13 protein-coding genes and 1 tRNA gene are annotated in these 17,966 nt (G+C 63.3%); 9 read left to right on the forward strand and 5 right to left on the reverse strand.

The window, feature by feature from the left end:
* Window positions 1-44 precede the first annotated feature (44 nt).
* Together purF and G572_RS0103035 are read left to right on the forward strand one after the other, a co-directional pair.
* Complete coding sequence (gene purF, locus G572_RS0103030; protein WP_029057234.1) at window positions 45-1,520, forward strand: amidophosphoribosyltransferase; 1,476 nt, start codon at window positions 45-47, stop codon at window positions 1,518-1,520.
* 6 nt (window positions 1,521-1,526) lie between these two features.
* Window positions 1,527-2,267 (forward strand): SDR family NAD(P)-dependent oxidoreductase, encoded by a 741-nt coding sequence (locus G572_RS0103035; RefSeq protein WP_029057235.1) that lies wholly within the window; start codon window positions 1,527-1,529, stop codon window positions 2,265-2,267.
* Between the two features lie 103 nt (window positions 2,268-2,370).
* On the opposite strand, the gene G572_RS0103040 is transcribed toward G572_RS0103035, so the two are convergent.
* Complete coding sequence (locus G572_RS0103040) at window positions 2,371-2,973, reverse strand: LOG family protein (protein WP_029057236.1); 603 nt, start codon at window positions 2,971-2,973, stop codon at window positions 2,371-2,373.
* Between the two features lie 179 nt (window positions 2,974-3,152).
* Here G572_RS0103040 and G572_RS0103045 point away from each other — a divergent pair, with 179 nt between their 5' ends.
* Window positions 3,153-4,724 carry a LysM peptidoglycan-binding domain-containing protein gene (locus G572_RS0103045; RefSeq protein WP_029057237.1) on the forward strand — a complete coding sequence of 524 codons (1,572 nt, stop codon included), beginning with the start codon at window positions 3,153-3,155 and terminating at the stop codon, window positions 4,722-4,724.
* 24 nt (window positions 4,725-4,748) lie between these two features.
* Here G572_RS0103045 and G572_RS0103050 read toward each other — a convergent pair whose 3' ends face one another.
* The 4 genes from G572_RS0103050 to G572_RS22195 all read right to left on the reverse strand — a co-directional run bounded on the left by G572_RS0103050 (window position 4,749) and on the right by G572_RS22195 (window position 10,238).
* Window positions 4,749-6,041 carry an RsmB/NOP family class I SAM-dependent RNA methyltransferase gene (locus tag G572_RS0103050; RefSeq protein ID WP_029057238.1) on the reverse strand — a complete coding sequence of 431 codons (1,293 nt, stop codon included), beginning with the start codon at window positions 6,039-6,041 and terminating at the stop codon, window positions 4,749-4,751.
* 700 nt (window positions 6,042-6,741) lie between these two features.
* Window positions 6,742-8,244: an IMP dehydrogenase gene (gene guaB, locus G572_RS0103060; RefSeq protein WP_029057240.1), complete on the reverse strand. Its 1,503-nt coding sequence runs from the start codon at window positions 8,242-8,244 to the stop codon at window positions 6,742-6,744.
* 180 nt (window positions 8,245-8,424) lie between these two features.
* Window positions 8,425-9,123: an RlmE family RNA methyltransferase gene (locus G572_RS0103065; RefSeq protein ID WP_029057241.1), complete on the reverse strand. Its 699-nt coding sequence runs from the start codon at window positions 9,121-9,123 to the stop codon at window positions 8,425-8,427.
* A complete protein-coding gene (locus G572_RS22195; protein ID WP_425423411.1) occupies window positions 9,120-10,238 on the reverse strand; it encodes a Ppx/GppA phosphatase family protein in 1,119 nt (372 codons plus the stop codon). Before G572_RS22195 ends, G572_RS0103065 begins: the two co-directional genes overlap by 4 nt.
* An 862-nt stretch (window positions 10,239-11,100) precedes the next feature.
* On the opposite strand from G572_RS22195, the gene G572_RS0103075 reads away from it, so the two are divergent.
* From G572_RS0103075 to G572_RS0103105, 6 genes are all read left to right on the forward strand, one after another.
* Window positions 11,101-11,174: transfer RNA gene (locus G572_RS0103075), tRNA-Gln, on the forward strand.
* Between the two features lie 916 nt (window positions 11,175-12,090).
* The gene (locus G572_RS0103085; RefSeq protein ID WP_084649843.1) at window positions 12,091-13,179 is read left to right on the forward strand and encodes a transporter substrate-binding domain-containing protein; all 1,089 of its coding nucleotides are present in this window, start codon (window positions 12,091-12,093) and stop codon (window positions 13,177-13,179) included.
* A gap of 50 nt (window positions 13,180-13,229) precedes the next feature.
* A complete protein-coding gene (locus tag G572_RS25820) occupies window positions 13,230-13,514 on the forward strand; it encodes a YtcA family lipoprotein (RefSeq protein WP_084649844.1) in 285 nt (94 codons plus the stop codon).
* Between the two features lie 19 nt (window positions 13,515-13,533).
* Window positions 13,534-14,571 (forward strand): multidrug transporter subunit MdtN, encoded by a 1,038-nt coding sequence (mdtN, locus tag G572_RS0103095; RefSeq protein WP_029057243.1) that lies wholly within the window; start codon window positions 13,534-13,536, stop codon window positions 14,569-14,571.
* Window positions 14,572-14,869: 298 nt separating this feature from the next.
* The gene (locus tag G572_RS22205) at window positions 14,870-16,387 is read left to right on the forward strand and encodes an FUSC family protein (protein ID WP_169391278.1); all 1,518 of its coding nucleotides are present in this window, start codon (window positions 14,870-14,872) and stop codon (window positions 16,385-16,387) included.
* On the forward strand, window positions 16,387-17,931 hold the full coding sequence (locus tag G572_RS0103105; RefSeq protein WP_245566141.1) for a TolC family protein: 1,545 nt from the start codon (window positions 16,387-16,389) through the stop codon (window positions 17,929-17,931). The genes G572_RS22205 and G572_RS0103105 overlap by 1 nt, the downstream gene beginning before the upstream one ends.
* The last annotated feature ends 35 nt before the right edge of the window (window positions 17,932-17,966 follow it).

Below are 17,966 nucleotides of genomic sequence, written 5' to 3' on the forward strand. Positions count from 1 at the left end.
GGCGCTGACGCACCGGCGCAGGCGTGACAATCAGGAGCAGGACGATGGCCGGCAACACCACGCTGGAGTTTACACGCGAAGAGCTGGACGGCGACACGCTGCGCGAGGAGTGCGGCGTCTTCGGCATTCTGGGACATGACGACGCTGCGGCGATCACGGCCCTTGGCCTGCACGCGCTTCAGCATCGCGGACAGGAAGCGGCCGGCATCGTCACTTTCGACGGCAGCCAGTTCCGCTCCGAGCGTCACCAGGGCCTCGTCGGCGACCATTTTTCGGATGCGGAGACGATCGGCCGCCTGAGCGGCCCCTATGCCATCGGGCATGTGCGCTATTCCACCTCCGGCGAGACGATCCTGCGCAACGTGCAGCCACTGTTCGCCGAACTCGACGGCGGCGGCATCGCCGTTTGCCACAACGGGCATTTCACCAACGCGATGACGCTTCGGCGGGAACTGATCAAGGATGGCGCGATCTGCCAGTCGACGTCGGATTCCGAGGTCGTGCTCCAGCTCGTCGCGCGCTCACGCAAGGGCAAGATCGTCGACCGCTTCATCGACGCGATCCTGCAAATGGAAGGCGCCTATTCGCTGGTCGCCCTCACCCGCAAGAAGCTGATCGGCGCCCGCGACCCCTTCGGCATCCGTCCGCTGGTGCTTGGCGATCTCAACGGCGCCCCGATCCTGGCATCGGAGACCTGCGCCCTCGACATCATCGGAGCGAAATTCATCCGCGAAGTCGAGAACGGCGAGGTCGTGGTCTGCACGCCAAGCGGCATCGAGAGCTTCTTCCCCTTCGGCCGGCGGCCCGCGCGGCCCTGCATCTTCGAATATGTCTATTTCTCCCGACCGGATTCGATCCTGGGCGGGCGCAGTGTCTACAACGTGCGCAAGGAATTCGGCCGCCAGCTTGCGCTGGAATCGGCTGTCGATGCCGACGTGGTCGTTCCCGTGCCGGATTCCGGCGTGCCGGCCGCGCTCGGTTATGCCGAGGCTTCGGGGGTTCCCTTCGAACTCGGGATCATCCGCAATCACTATGTCGGACGCACCTTCATCGAGCCGACGCAGCAGATCCGCACCCTTGGTGTGAAGCTCAAGCACTCCGCCAATCGGGCACAGATCGAGGGCAAACGTGTCGTGCTGATCGACGACAGCCTGGTGCGCGGCACCACCTCGGTGAAGATCGTCCAGATGATCCGCGAGGCCGGCGCGCGCGAGGTCCATTTCCGCCTCGCTTCGCCGCCGATCCGCTATTCCGACTACTACGGGATCGACACGCCGGTGCGCGAAAAGCTGCTTGCGGCCAAATACAGCCTCGAGGAAATGCGCAATTACATCGGTGCCGACAGCCTCGCGTTCCTCACGGTCGACGGAATCTACAAGGCCATCGGCTACGACGGCCGCGACACGGAGAACCCGCAGTTCACCGATCATTGCTTCACCGGCGACTATCCGACACCGCTGACGGATATGGCCGATGACGACGACGTGTCGCACATGCCGCGCCTGGTCGAAGTGGGATAAACACGCATGCAAAAACGTTTTGAAGGACGCGTCGCGGTCGTTACCGGCGCCTCGCGCGGCATCGGCTATCACGCGGCCAAGGCGCTTGCGGGCGAAGGCGCGCATGTGATCGCCATCGCCCGCACGGTCGGCGGCCTGGAGGAACTCGACGACGAGATCCGCAGCGCCGGCGGCCAGGCGACCCTCGTCCCCGTCGACCTGACCGACTTCGAAGCGATCGACCGTCTGGGCGCCGCCATCTACGAGCGCTGGAAAAAGCTCGACGTGCTGGTCGCCAATGCCGGCATCCTGGGCGGTCTTTCGCCGCTCGGGCATGTGACGCCGAAGACCTGGGACAAGGTGATGGCGGTGAACGTCACCGCCAACTGGCGGCTGCTGCGCTCACTCGATCCGCTGCTGCGGCAGTCTGACGCCGGCCGCGTCATCGTCCTCACATCGGACGCCGCGCACACGTGCAAGGCCTACTGGGGGCCCTACGCGGTCTCCAAGGCTGCCGTGGAAACGCTGCTTCGCACCTACGTCGCCGAGACCCGCCAGACGCCGATCACCGGCATGCTGCTCAATCCGGGTCCCATGCGCACCGCGTTGCGCGCCGAAGCAATGCCGGGCGAAAACGTCGGCACGCTGGCGCACCCCAGCGAAGTCGCACCCGACCTGCTCGACCTCGTCGCACCGGAAAACAAGGACACGGGCCTGCTTTATGACTTTCCTTCGAAGGAGTTACGGAGCTTCTTTCAAGTAACATAACAATAAAAAAGCCCCGGAACAGTCATTGCTCCGGGGCTTTTCGTTATTAATACGGATGTTTCACGAACGGACCCGTTTTCGTTTATCGGCCATCACGCCGAGTCTACAGCTGTTCCAGATCCGCGACATCGGCGCCGGCATCCTCGCCCGCGGCTTCGCAGGCCGTTCGCAGCGTCGGCAGGATGTCCGCCACCGTCGGGCAGACGTGATAGGCAACCTCAAAGCCCGGCCGGATGAACGCTTCCGCGCGCATGTGCTCCAGCAGGGTCACAAGCGGCCGCCAGAAGCCGTTGATGTCGGCGAGCGCGACGGGTTTGCGATGCCGGCCGAGCTGCCCCCAGGTCAGCACCTCAACCACCTCCTCCAGCGTCCCGATGCCGCCCGGCAGCGCGACAAAGGCGTCGGCGCGGTCGAACATGATGCGCTTGCGCTCGTGCATGTCGTCGGTCACGACAAGGTCGCTGACAGTTTGCATCATCACTTCACGCTCCTCGAGGAAGCGCGGAATCACACCGGTGACATGGCCGCCGTTTTCCAGGGTGGCGCGGGCGACTGCGCCCATCAGCCCGATGGACCCGCCCCCATAGACGAGAGAAAGGCCCTCTGCCGCGATGCGGCGTCCGAGCTCGGTGGCCGCAGCAAGATAAGCGGGCGTCGCGCCCTCTCCTGTGCCGCAATAGACGCAAATCGTTTTCATATCGCTCATGCGCCCTGTTTTGCACCGCGGCGAACGCTGGTCAATATGCCTCGAACGGACCGGTTGCTTGCCGCCCCCGGAATAAGCATATAACCATCTAGAAAAGGCAAGGGATCGACCGGGACCGCGCCGGCGCGGCCGTCAGGAGCGATCCTCATGAGCTTGTGACCACAGGGAACGGATCTGGCATGTCGCGCAAAGTTGTCGTTCAATTGCTTATTCTTGCCGGCATCGTCGGCGTCGGCGCGCTCGGTGTCGGCCTCTGGCAGCTTCAGCAAGAGCGCGGCGGTGAACGCATCGCCACCGGCCCCTCGGACGTCGCGCCCCGCCAGGGCGATGCCCGGAACGACACGGGGGCGGCAAGCCCGTCCGCTTCGGCACCGGCAGCGTCCGAAAGCCCGGTCCCCGAAACGTCGCAAACCACCGCTGCCGGGGACGAGGGCGAAGCGGCCAGCTCCTCCCGGCCCGTCGACACCGCCACGGCCAAGAGCGCCGCCGAGCCGACCTTCGACCTGATGCGCGTGGAGCCGGACGGCTCGACCGTCGTCGCCGGTCGCTCGGAAGCCGGCGCGATCGTCGCGCTCCTGTCCAACGGCAAGGTGATCGGCAAGGGCATAGCGAACGCGGCCGGCGAGTTCGCAATCGTCCTCGATACGCCGCTCGACCCCGGCGCCCATGCCGTCACTCTGGAAACGCAGGACGAGGCCGGCGCGATGAAATCCAAATCGCGACAGTCGATGGCCGTTTCCGTTCCCGAAAACTCCGAGACCGGCGATGTCCTGGTGATGCTCAACGAGCCGGGCGCTCCGTCGCAGGTCCTGCAAAAGCCCGAGACGGCTGAGACGGCGGACACGACACCGCCCACTGAAACAGACGCACCCGCGCAGGAACTGGCGGCCCTGGACAGGCCTTCGCCCGAAACCGCCGGGGACCCCGCACCATCCGGGACGGCGACAAGAACGTCCCCCGCCGACACGCCGCTCTCCGACCCTGCCAGGACACCGGAAGGAGACACCGCCTCCGCACCGACCATGCAAGCGCCGGAGACGCCCGACACGCAGCAGCCTCCCGCACAAACGGCACAAGCAGCGCAATCATCCTCCGCACCGGCCGGCGAAGCGCCGGGCGATATGCCGGCGCGGCCGGATCCCGCAGGCGAAAACGGCCCCGCGTCCGCCGACCGGCTGGCGCAGCCCCTCCGGACGGGGCCGGCCGCGGACGGCGAAACCCCGCAAGTGACGGTCGAGGCGGTGGAGACGGAAGACAGCAAGGTGTTCGTCGCAGGCGCCGGCGAGCCGGACTCCGACGTCCGTGTCTATTTCGACAACACGCTGATCGGCGAGACCACGACCGACAGCAAGGGTCGCTGGTTGATGGAAACCGAAAACGAGATTGCGCCCGGCGAGGTCGACGTTCGGGCTGACCAGATTGTCCCCGACAGCGGAACCGTGGTGGCACGTGCGCAGGTGACCTTCGAAAAGGCCGAGGATGCGATCGTGTTGCGCCCGCTGAGTGCCACCGGGACGGCCGGTGCCGGCGCCGGCGCAAGCGCCAGCACGGGCGCACGCCAGATCCCGAACATCATCATCCGAAGCGGCGACAATCTCTGGACCATTTCGCAGCGCCGCTACGGTGAAGGTTTGCGCTACACGACGATCTACCAGGCCAACAGGGACCAGATCCGCAACCCGGACCTGATCTATCCCGGCCAGGTCTTCATGATGCCGGAAGGTGATCGCAACTGGCCCGCCGCCAATTGACGGAATGCGTCCCTCCGGGCGCTCTCAGCCCTCGCGTTTCAGCAGCGCGACGAAGAAGCCGTCCGTGTGGGTACGGGCCGGGCTCAGGGTCGCAAATCCGTCTTCCGTGAAGCGCGGCTTCCGGGCATCCGCCCCGAAGACCTGTTCCCAGCGCGGCAACAGCGGTTCAGCCTGAAAGCCGGGATTTTCGGCAAGGAAAGCGCGAACCTGCGTCTGGTTCTCGCACGGAAGCAGAGAACAGGTCGCATAGGTCAGATACCCGCCGGGACGCACATAGCGGCTCGCCTCGGCCAGCACTTCGCGCTGCTCGCGCATGCGGCCCGACAGCGCATTCGCCGTGATCCGCCACTTGGAATCCGGCCGGCGACGCCAGACCCCTGTGCCCGAACACGGCACATCGAGGAAGACAAGGTCCATCCGCTCTTCCAGGTCGTCGAGCCGTCCGCTTTCCGGATCGCGGGTCTGGACATTGCGGGCGCCGGCGCGCTGCAGCCGCTCGAAGATCGGGGCAAGCCGCAACTTGCTGACGTCATGGGCATAGATCTGCCCCCGGTTTTCCAGCGCACCGGCGAGTGCCAGCGTCTTTCCGCCGCCCCCGGCGCAATAGTCGAGCACCTGCGCCGGATCGACGGAGGCGGCCAGGAGGGCCGCGATCTGGCTTGCCTCGTCCTGCAACTCGAACCAGCCCTTGCGGAACCCCTCCTCCGCCTGGACATGCGGAACCCGTTCCTTGCCCTGCGGCGGGGCCAGGCGCAGGCCGACCGGCGAAATCGGCGTGTCCTGCACACCGAGATGCGACAGGCGCTTGTGCAGCCGCTCGCGAGTCCCCTTCAACAGGTTGACGCGCATGTCGATGGGCGCGCGGGCGGCAAGCGCCGCGCCTTCCTCTACGGCATCACCTGCAAAGGCTTCCTCGAAATGCGGCCACAGCCAGAGCGGGACGTCGGCGCGCACATGGTCTGGCGCATCCGCACCCAGCGGACTTTCCAGAAGCGCGATTTCCTCCGGATCGAGTGCCGCCGGTGCAAAACGATCGGTATCCAGCACCTTCGCCAGCTCCTCCGCGCCATACCCCCAACTGCGGGCATAGGTCGCCAGCACCAGCGCGCGCGGCTCCGAGGAGCGCATGACATGCGCGAGCGACAGACGCTTGCGCAGGGCATCGAACACAAGATTGGCGATCACCAGGCGGTCGCCGGACCCGGCGAAGCGATGCTGGCGCCCCCAGTCTTTCAACGCGTCCTGCACAGGCCGTCGATGGGTGTCGACATCGCCCAGGATCTCGATTGCCGCAGCCAGCCGGCCCCCGTCCTTCATGCCCTCTCCCCGAAATCCGTGTTCTCGTCGGCAACACCGAAGCACGCTTCGGGCCTGTTGCCGTGTCCGTTGGACATTTGACGGCGACGCCGCCATTCTCGTTCTCGTTGCAAGCCTGCCGCGCCCCTGAGCGCGATCTGCAATCGTTGCTGCTTTAGCCGATCCGGTCCTGCTTGCCAACGCCTCTGCCATGGCCTGACCCACGGCAGTCAAAAATAATATCAGCGCGAATAGAGGTCAGCTCAACAACCCAAAGTAGGAATACCTCGTAAATACTATCATTTTACAACTTTCGCTCAACTGTCACGTGTCTTTGCACCCTAAAGGAATAACGCTTCCATAACGTTGCATCGCGTTCTCTGTTGTAAATTGGAGGTGGAAGCGATGACCGATAGAACCGACGGAACAGTTGATCCAAGCAAGGAAATCAGGGCTTGGAAGGCATATTTCGAATATGCCGCAGAGGATATGCGCGGCGAGTCTCCCGAACTCCTTGTCGCCTGCGCCCATCGCCTTCTGGAGATGTCGCAGGTGAAGCGCAAGGGACGCAACACCAAGTCCAACGATCCGGACGCCGGCAGCTGAGGACGGACCGCACCGGCACCTGTTCCAACGGCAAGATGGCGGTGGGAACGGACACTCTCCGCTTCTTTGTGATCAAAAACTCCGGGACACCGTCCCGGAGTTTTTCATGTCCGCGTCAGACGCTGGAAGGATAATTCGGGCTTTCCCGGGTGATTGTCACGTCGTGGGCATGGCTTTCGCGCAATGCGGCACCCGAAATACGGACGAAACGGGCCTTTTCCCGAAACTCGGGAAGCGTGCCTGCACCAACATAGCCCATCGCGGCCCGCAGGCCGCCCGCGAGCTGATGCAGCACGCTTTCGAGCGGTCCCTTGTAAGGCACCTGTCCTTCGATCCCTTCCGGAACGAGCTTCAGCGCGTCCCGCACCTCGGCCTGGAAGTAGCGGTCGGCCGAACCGCGCGCCATCGCGCCGACCGACCCCATCCCGCGATACGCCTTGTAGGAGCGCCCCTGATAGAGGTAGACCTCGCCCGGGCTTTCGTCTGTCCCGGCAAAAAGCGATCCGATCATCGCCGCCGATGCACCGCCCGCCAGCGCCTTGGCAAGATCGCCGGAATACTTGATCCCGCCATCGGCAATGATCGGCACATCCGCCTTTGCCGCCGCTTCACAGGCTTCCATGATCGCCGTGAGCTGCGGAACGCCGACGCCGGCGACAATGCGGGTGGTGCAGATCGATCCCGGCCCGATACCGACCTTGACGGCATCGGCACCAGCATCGATCAGCGCCAGCGTGCCATCGCGGGTCGCGACATTGCCGGCCAACACCTGCACGGAATTCGACAGCGTCTTGCAGCGTCGCACCATCTCCAGCACGCGCTCGGAGTGCCCGTGCGCGGTATCGACGACGAGCAGATCGACCCCCGCATCGACAAGGCGTTCCGCGCGGTCGAAGCCTTCGGGCCCGACACTTGTCGCAGCGGCGACCCGCAGCCGGCCCTGGTCGTCCTTGGACGCATTGGGGTTGAGCTGGGCCTTTTCCATGTCCTTGACGGTAATCAGGCCGACGCAATTCTGCGCGTCGTCGACCACCAGGAGCTTTTCGATGCGGTGCTTGTGCAGCAAACGCTTTGCTTCGGCCTGGCTCACCGTGTCTCGCACGCTCACCAGACCCTCGCGGGTCATCAATTCATAGACGCGCTGGCTGGGATCGGAGGCGAAGCGAACATCGCGGTTTGTCAGGATGCCGACGAGGCGGCCGACATGCTGTCCGCCAGATCCGCCGTTTTCCACCACCGGAATGCCGGAGATGCGAAAGCGCTCCATCAGGTCCAGCGCGTCCTGGAGAGTCGCGTCCGGACCGATCACCAACGGATTGACGACCATTCCGGATTCGAACTTCTTGACCTTGCGAACCTCTTCGGCCTGCTGGTCGATGGTGAGATTGCGGTGAACAACGCCAATGCCGCCGGCCTGCGCCATCGCGATGGCGAGACGCCCCTCGGTCACCGTGTCCATGGCGCTGGAAAGCAGGGGGAAGTTGAGTTCGATGTTCCGTGTCACGCGAGTCCGGAGATCGGTCTCTGCCGGAAGCACTTCGGAGTGACCCGGCATCAGGAGCACATCGTCAAAGGTCAGCGCTTCCGCGCCATGAAGCGACTGGTAGAATTCAGCCATGTGCCAATCCCCTTTCAGGAAATACCGCCTGGCCGCCGGAAGCAAAAAACTCGCCGGGGACGAAGCGTCACGAATAAGAGAAGTTGGCGCGGGTCATTAACACGGGCGTGACAGGAAGGAAAGCGACATAACGCCCTCACTCCCGGATGGACGCGGGCATTTTGCCTCGCCCTCGCCCATTCAGTCGCCGCTGCCGCGAAACCCTTTCGCCAGAACATAGAGTTCCGGGCTTTCCTTGCGACTCGCAGGCGGTTTGATGTGATGCACCGACTGGTAGTCCCGCTTGAGCCGGACGAGCGCTTCGTTTTCCGCGCCGCCGCGAAACACCTTCGACAGGAAGGCCCCGCCAGGCGCCAGATTCTCCCGCGCGAATTCCTCTGCGACCTCGAACAGATGGGTTGTGCGCAAGTGGTCCGTCTGCCGGTGCCCAGTTGTCGGCGCCGCCATGTCGGACATCACCAGGTTGGGGGCATGCCCGCCAAGGGCGGCGCGCAGGGCCTCCGGCGCGTCGTCGTCCAGAAAATCCTTGAGCAGCAGCGTGACGCCCGGCAGGGGCTCCACTTCCAGATAATCGATCCCGACGATCCGCGGATCCTGGTCGGTCGACCCGGTCTTGGCCGCCGCCACCTGGCACCAGCCGCCGGGCGCAGCGCCAAGATCGACGATCCGCTGACCGGTCTTGAGGATGTGATGTCGGTCGTCGATCTCGAGAATCTTGTAGGCGGCGCGCGAGCGATAGCCGTCGATCTTCGCCGCCCGGACATAGGGATCGTTCAGCTGCCGCTGCAGCCAGCGCGCCGACGAATTGGTGCGCCGCTTGGCGGTCTTCACCCGTTCGAACATGCCGCGATCGCCGCGGCCGCGGCCCGATCCGCTCATTTGTGCTTCCTTCCCCGTCCGCGATGTTTCGGCGGGTCCTTGCGCCGCCAGACCCGGTCGGCGGACATGAGTTCCATCAATATGCCTTCGCGCAGGCCCCGGTCGGCCACACGCAGCCTCTGACACGGCCAACGCCTGCGGATCGCTTCCAGGATCGCGCAGCCGGCAAGCACCAGATCCGCGCGGTCCGCGCCGATACAGGGATTGCCCACGCGCTCCTCATAGGGCATCGCGCGCAAACGCTCAATCATTGCCGTGACGTCGTCGGAATCCATCCACGCCCCGTCGACCCGACGACGGTCGTAGCGCTTCAGTCCGAAGTGCACTCCGGCGAGCGTCGTCACGGTGCCGGATGTGCCGAGCATGTGGACCTTTCCGTCGCAGATCGCCTCCGTCAGCTCCCGGCCGAGCGAAAACGCTTCCAGATGCTGGCGCGCATCCTGCACCATGGCCTCGAACGTGTCGGCGGAAACATGGCGACCGCCGTGGCGCTCGGCAAGATTGACGACGCCGACCGGCAGGGAGGTCCAGTCGCGGATGAACCGCGTCAGCGCGACGCCCCGCGCACCGCAGCGGTTGCGCAGGTCGAGCCAGACGATTTCCGACGAGCCGCCGCCGATGTCGAAGAGCACCACGCCATTGGCATCCGGATCGACCAGCGAGGCGCAACCGGCAACCGCAAGGCGCGCTTCGGTCTCCCGGGTCGCGATCTCAAGGGCAAGACCGGTTTCCTGGAAAACCCGCTCGATGAAGAGCGGTCCGTTTTCCGCCGCGCGACAGGCCTCCGTGGCAATCAGCCGAACCCGCTCCACGCCCCGGTCGCGCATCTTGTCGCGACAGCAGCCAAGCGCCTCGATCGCCCGGTCCATCGCCGGCTCGCTCAGGCGATTGTGATGGCCAAGCCCCTCGCCCAGACGAACGATCTTGGAGAAGGCGTCAACCACGCGAAAACCGCGAACCTCGGGCCGCGCGACAAGCAGGCGGCAATTGTTCGTGCCGAGATCGAGCGCCGCATAAAGCCGCTGCGCGATCGCCGGATCCAGAACGGGCGGTCCGCCCGATCGCCGCCCGCCACGCGCGGGGCGTTGCGACCGGTCGGGCTGAACGTCCTGCATCCGGGAGGGCGGCCGGGACGGATCAGGCCCGCTCCCGGACGAACCGGCACCGCGCGCCGCACCATTGCGATGAGCTCTCGCGCCATGCTTCTGCTCGAAAACAGCCGGCCCCTCAAACCGAACGCCGTTCGAATCGCGCGATGAAACGGTCTGTCCGGAGGACGAAGACCGGCTGTCGCAGGAATCGGGCAATGATGGCTTTTCCGCCCGGCGTTCGGCGCGGTTGGGCCGCCGCCGCCGTTTTCCGCGTCGCTTTTTCGTCGGCCCCTGCCCCCGGCCGTGCGCATCGCTCAGCTCCTCCCGAACGGCTTGCGCCGGCGGGGACTGACCCGTGCCGTTGGATACAGGCATTTCCGGACCCGACATAACCGGTCGGTCCGGCGCGCCTGTCGCCGGCGCGCCTGTCGAAAGTCCCTCCGCGGAACCTTGGACGACATGGCCCTTTTTGCCACGCCGCTTTCGCTTCCTGCCGAACGCCCGGCGGTGCCCTGCGGCGCGCGCTTCGGAGTCCGTTTCCGCGTCGGGATGGGGCCGGTCGGAGCCTGGCCCAATCTTTCCCGATTCGCTCACTGTTCGTCCTTGCCGGCGGTTCAGGGCCGCCTCGACTTGCCGGGCCGCGGAACGCCGCTGACCCGGTCCGGTCTCTCGTTGCCGTCAGTTTACCATCCTTTGCGCGCCCCGCAATGCATTGCGGGCAGCAGCCCTTGCGGTTTCGCCCAGACGCGGCAGGAGCGCTTTGCCGGACGAGGTTGTCCTGCACAGACACACCAGAACAAGATCCACCCTTGACAGCGCCCGCCGAGATTCATAAAACGCCGCCTACGAACAGCGACGCGCCCCGGGCGCCTGTCGCTCATGGTTTTGGGGAATAGGTTAACGGTAGACCCGCAGACTCTGACTCTGTTAGTCCTGGTTCGAATCCAGGTTCCCCAGCCAACCCTTCCAAGAAATTGATATTGCAAGCGAATTCGGATTTAAAATCCGTCGGCACCATGTCCGCGACCTCAAGTCCAATCCCAGTCCACGGACGCGGTGCCCTTTGACCCCGTTCCGGCTGAGCTGATCCGCCCTGCATCTCCAGACGACGTCGAACCGATCAAGGCTCTCGCGTATCGCCCCCTCTTCCCGGACCTCTGCAATCCGATCAATCGCAAGAACGCGGGTCGCGGAGATCGATTTTACAAGGCCTTCAACTCGCCCCTCGTCACCAACGTGGCAATGACTACTATTATCCCTGTTGTTTTTTCTGATGTTAATTGAAAAAAATAAATCCGAATTAAGTCGAACGCGAACGCACTGCTAGTAGATTTGCTATGGCCGCTGTTTTATCTTACCCTCCGACTCTCTCTTTCACAGATAGCCAGCCCAAAAATCAGAAAGTTGAAGTTGAGGATTTTCGCGCCGTTGATGCGCCAGTAGATCGACACGAAGAAATAAGGATTTAGGGGGAACCAGGTCCTGACAACTTTGAAACGGGAAAGAGCGGTGTGCCGGCGGCTGATCTTTGCAAATGTCCCGTGTTGATAGACAGCGCCAATCAGACGGTTATGATCGAACCGACACCCATCATCAAAAGAGGCATCCTTCTGGTTTCCTTTTCTCGATGATGGAAAAGTTCTCCATGTCCCGAGAGCGCTGGCCGCACACGGACCGAAACAGACAGGTGGCCCAAATGCACGCGACCTTCAAACTGAGGTTAAATCCGAATGTCTGAACTCCGTGCAAAAGTTGTGCAGCTTTTGAACTCCGCTACCGGTTGATTTCCGTTTTGCCACAATTTTCGCGCTGTCCGTTCATGCCCCTCTCCATCAATTCTTCTTTGTCTCGTGTCTCCCAGTTCAAGGTGAGCGTCATGCTGCGTTTCCTCGCCGCAATTCTCGTCGTCCTCGGTTTTTCGTCAGTGGTGGGAGCGCAAGAAACTGCGCAAGAGACTGCTCAGGAAAACCCGCGAATTGTCGTTGGTATCCACGAAAGTCCGCCTTTTGTCATGGTCGAAGGTGACGAAGTCACCGGCATGGCGGTCGATCTCTGGGAATTCATCGCCGGCGAAATCGGCGTTGATTATGACTACAAGCCCTTCGATACGGTGAAGCAACTGATCGAGGCCGTCTCCTCCGAGGAGGTGGACCTTGCCGTCTCCAATCTGACCATTTCCGAAAGACGCGCCGCCCGGTTCGATTTCACGCAGCCCTGGTTCGATGCAGGTTTGCGGATCATGGTCAGCGAGACACCTCATGTCGGATTGAGCGGGGTTATCGAAGGATTGAATGATGCGGGGTTTTTGAAAGCCTACGGCTGGCTGGCATTGATTATTGTCATTTCGACTGTCGGCATGACCCTTTTCGATCGAAGGTTCGACAAGGAATTCTCAAACAGCTGGACGGAAGGTGTGGCCGAAAGCTTCTATTCGGTCATGTCCGTCGTCACCTCGGGCAAGGCCCCCAAGCGCAAGAACCTGTTCGGCTGGATCGGCCGTATCTGGCAGGGCCTCTGGCTTGTCTGCGGCATTGCGGTCATGGCCTATGTCACGTCCTCGGTCACCAGCGTGATGACCAGCCTCTCGCTGACGGGAACCGTCCACAACGTGTCCGACCTGCAGGGCAAGACCGTCGCCGTCGCCCAGGGCAGCAGTGCCGAGGAGTTCGCGCAGGATTCGATCATCACATCGATTTCCACCAGAAACATCCAGGGTTCCGTCGATGCACTCAACAGGGGCTGGGTGGAAGCGATCATCGGCGATGCGCCGGTACTTGAATACTACGTTCACCGGAATCCGCAGCGAGAGCTCAAGGTGGTCGGGCCGATCTTCCAGCCGGAGAAATACGGCTTCGGACTTCCGCACGGAAGCCCTCTGAGACGGCAGATGACCATTGAGGTGATCGGCGCCCAGGAAGACGGGTTGATCGACGAGCTGCGCATCAAGTACTTCGGCGATAGCTAGGCTTCGGCACGGCCAAAGCAATCCCGAAACAAGCAAGCGAAAGGAAGGGAATGCCCTGGACCGCAACGCGATCACGCGCGTGTGCCGCCGTATCCGGCCTGTTTCTTCCAGCACTGTCCGCCACCTCGGCCGCCGCAGCGGCTCCGAGCGTTCCGATGTTCGGAAGCTATTTCCCGTCCTGGCTGCTTTCCTTCGGGGCGGCGGTCGGTCTGACGGTCATCGCGCGGATCCTGTTTGTGACCGTCGGACTTGAGGACATCCTCCGCTGGCGTGGCGCCCTTTATCTCTGCCTCGTAGCCGGTCTTTCCGCGCTCATCGACACATTGGTGATCTGAGCATGGAGAAAGCAACCTGATGACCAACAGAAAAGCGAAAGCGCTCGGAACCGTCGTCAGCGTCGGCCTGATTGCCGGGGCGGCATCGGCGGTCTATTTCGGCTACTGGTCTTCCTCGCAGGTCTCCATCTCCGACGACGCCATCCTCAACGCGGATGTGGTTCACATTGCGCCATCGACCGCAGGCCGCATTTCACGCATCGCGGTGAACGACAGCGCCTTGGTGCGCAAGGGCGACGTCCTTTTCGAGATCGACGGGACGACCTATGCGCTCACGGTCGACCAGACACGCGCGGATCTCGATATCGCGCTCGCGGCCCAGGCCGATCAGTCACAGAACATTCAGGCCCAACTTCTGAACGTCGCAATCGCCGAAGACCAGGTGGAACGGGCCGAGACCAACCTGGAACTGGCCACCCAAACCCTGAACCGGCTTTCTCCCATGGAGGAGAAGGGGTATGTCTCCGCCCAGCAGGTGGACACTGCCCGAACGGCGCAGAAAGATGCGCGGGTCAGTCTCAACGAGGCGCTCAAGCAGCTTGAGGCGGCTCAGGCGCTGGTCCGTACGGAAGCCGGCGCGGAATCGCTGGTAGCCGCGCGTCGGGCAGCCCTGGCAATTGCCGAACACGAACTGTCCAACACGGTGCTGCGTGCCCCTCACAACGGTCGTATTGCCGGACTGACGATCTCGTCGGGAGAACATGTCCTGCCTGGACAGCGCGTCTTCACACTCATCCGGACAGACACCTGGTTTGCCTCGGCGGCCTATCTGGAAACCAGCCTCCCTGACATATCGGTGGGAAATTGCGCGACGGTCTATGCCCTGTCCGACCGAAAGAGGGAGATCAGGGGCGTCGTGGAGGGGATCGGCTGGGGTGTCGCATCGAAGGAACTCATCGAGCTTCCGATCTCCTTGCCGATCGTGCCCAAGTCGCTGGACTGGGTGCGCATACAGCAACGCTTTCCCGTCCGGATCCGGCTGATCGACCCGCCGGCAGAGCTGATGCGGGTGGGCGCCTCCGCCAACACGGTCATTCATCATGACACGTCCTGCTGAGCGGAACGCAAAAGTCATCTGGCGCCAGGTCGTTGAGGAATTGATGCCCTTCCCCGGCCGGTTCCAGCTTGCCTGGCAGGTGGCGCTTGTCTGTTCTCTGGCCGCGGCTGTTTCAATGACCTTTCGTGTCCCGGAAGCGGCAATCAGTCTCTATCTCGTGATTTTCCTGATGAAGCGCGACGCGCTCAACAATTGCGTCATGGCGGTCGGACTCGTTCTTCTCGCATCTCTGGTGGTTGCGGGAATTGTGCCCCTGATTTCGGCGACCGCGGACGCCCCGGCACTGCGCCTGACGTTCATGTTCGGCGCCTCCTTCGTGTTTCTCTATCTCAGCTCCGCCACGATGCTTGGCGAACAGGCGGCCATCATCGGTCTCATCATTGCTTTCATCCTGACGCTGGTCAGCGATGTTCCCTCCGGCGGGATAGCAGACCAGGGGCTGCTGTTGGCCTGGAAGATGGTTTTCGTGCCGATGGCCGTGATGTTCCTGTTCAGCTTGCTCGCCGGCCCCGCACCGCAACGCCTCGTTCGCGAAAAGATCGTGGAGAGGTTGCGCCGTGCTGCCGGCGTTCTTCAAGGCGGCAGCCATGCCGAAGCGCTCCAGGATCTTCTGGCCGAAGGCAATCAGGCACTGCTGATGCAGATGATGCTGGCCCGGGTATTGCGACTGGCTCCGCGTTCCGAGACGCTCTGGCTGACCGGCGCGGTCGCCACCAGCTACCAGGTGCTGCTCTACGCGTCCCGTCACGCAAACGCGGCCGGCACGGAAACGTGTCCTGAACATGCGGCCGCGTTGTACCGGTTGGCGGACCAGGCTGAAACGGGCGAACTCGCGCAGCCCGCCGATGCCTGCGGCACAGAGCTGCCGGTTGACGGTCCGCTCACAGAGACCATGGCCAGACTGGCTGCCCCGGATGGGGGCGCTCAACCCGGCTTCTCGCCGCCCGAGGTGGTTCGTGCTGACGCGCTGACCAATCCCGAACATTTCCGGTTTGCCCTGAAAACGTCGGCGGCAGCGCTGCTGTCTTACCTGCTCTACACAGGCATTCATTGGGACGGCATCCACACGGCGATGATCACTTGTTACGTCGCGTCTCTCGGCAGCGTCGGCGAAACCGTGCACAAGTTGCTGCTGAGGATCGGCGGATGTCTTGCCGGAGCCGCGCTCGGGGTGGCGTCGCTGCTGTTCGTCATGCCTTACATTACGTCGATCGGAGGCCTGATGGCGCTGGTCTTTCTTGGTGTTCTCGCAGGTGCGTGGATCTCTTCCGGCAGTGAGCGGATCAACTACGCCGGAGTCCAGGTTGCACTCGCCTTCCTGCTGACGGTGCTCAACGATTTCGGACCGAGTTTCGAGTTTTCACAGGCAGGTGACAGGATCATCGGCATCCTGGTCGGGAACCTGGTGGTCTTCTTGATCTTCACCCGCTTCTGGCCGAAAAGTGCACTTCAGACTGCCGGGGAGAAGGTCTCCAGGGCGGGTGTCCTGCTCGGACTGGCGACCGAAAGGAGGTCGCGGTCCGCGTGCATCGAAGCCGTTGCGGAGGTCCATTCCGTTCTCGCTGATGCGGACCGGCTTATCGAGACCTCTGTTTTCGAGACCGCGCGTCTGCGGCCCCGCGGACTGGATCGGAACCGTCTCCGCGACGCCATCGAAGAGTTGCGCATCCTCGCAACAGCGCTGGCATGCGGCGCGATCTCGCCCGACCGGGCACGCACCTCGCTGGCCGCAATTCAGGCCAGGCCAGGTCTTCTGCCAACCGGTTCGAACACGCCCCGCCATGATCTGGTAACAACATATCGGGGCAGCGCGTGATGTGTGCCTGCCACGTTCCTGACCACACGGTGAGCTTTATGCGACGAATATTCCGGTCCAGCGCCAAGCGCCTGCCTGTCTGGAGCCGAGGCATGTTCCTCGCAGTCGTTCTCTCCGGCTGCGTGGCGGACTCCTACCGCGACGCGCCACGAGCACCCGACCAGGCCTGGCACCCCGCCGATGCGCCCGCCGGGGCTTCGGACTTTTCCGTCGCGAGAAACCCGGAGGCTCTCGGCAAGGGCACGGATGTGCGTGTCAATGCGACCTACAACCTCGCGCAACTGATCGATCTGGCACAAAAGAGCAATCCGTCGACGCGCATTGCCTGGGAGCATGCGCGCCAGGCCGCACTGGCGGTCGGCATGGTCGAGGCTTCGTTTCTGCCTGTGCTAACCGGAAACATCATCGGAGGCTGGAGCGAAGTCGTAACGCCGCTTCCCGATCTGGAAGGACGCACGCGAAATCTGACGACCACGGTTAGCGGAGCCCAGGCCAATCTCGCCCTGCAATGGCTCGTGTTCGATTTCGGCGAGCGCCAGGCCTGGCGGGAGGCGGCCAAGCAGAATGCCCTTGCCGCGAATGTCGGGTTCAACGGGACCCACCAGGCGCTTATCTACGCCGTAACCCAGGCCTATTATCGCTATGATCTTGCCGTAACCAGCGTCAGGCTCGCCGAGCAGGCCTTGCGCAACAGCCGCGAAGTCAAGTCAGCGGCGGACGCGAGAATGCGAAACGGCACCGGGACCAAAATTGAAGTGGCCCAGGCCAAACAACTGGCGGCGCAAGCCAAGCTGCGGCGAGTCCAGACCGAAGATGCCCGCCTCGACGCCTACCAGGAGCTGATCGGTGCCGTCGGCGTTTCTCCGAGATCGCAAATCCGCATCGTTTCCGTCGCGAACCAGCGTCTGCCGGCAGCCTCTGCCATGCCGACGGACCGGATCATCGAGACCGCCCTGGCGAGACGGCCGGACGTTCTCGCCAGCTATGCCGCCGTCAAGGCCAGCAAGGCCAATGAACGGGCGGCCGATGCAGCCTTCCTGCCGAAGGTTTATCTGAGCGGTGTCGCCGCATCCAACCAGTCCGGATTTCAGGTCGACAATCTGCCTGATATCGGCGCCATGTCCAGCTCGACCGGAGTATTCGTAGGCATCAGCATTCCGATCTATGATGGGGGTATACGCAGCTCCAGTCGGAAACGGGCACAATCGCAGACGGCAGCGGCCCGCGCCGGACTTGAACAGACACGGCAGACGGCCACACGCGAAATCGTGATTGCCTCCGATAATCTGCGCTCGGCTCTAGAGGCCTATTCGGCCGCATCCGAGCTGAAAGCAGCGGCGAACCTGACCTACGACGCCGCCTTCGACGCCTACCGGAACGGTCTTGGCACGATCACGGATGTGACAATAGCCGATACCGGGCTGCTCGAAGCCCGTCAGGCGCAGGCGGATGCACATGCCGCTGCACTTGTCGCCGCCGCATCGCTGGCGTTTTCGCTCGGGGCAATGACCTCATCCGCCGCTCCCGGCCTTGCCTCGCAATGAAATGGGGCCGGACACTGCACCAACGAAACGAATCG

It is taken from the genome of Stappia stellulata DSM 5886 (genome assembly GCF_000423705.1).
Classification (GTDB): Bacteria; Pseudomonadota; Alphaproteobacteria; order Rhizobiales; family Stappiaceae; genus Stappia; species Stappia stellulata.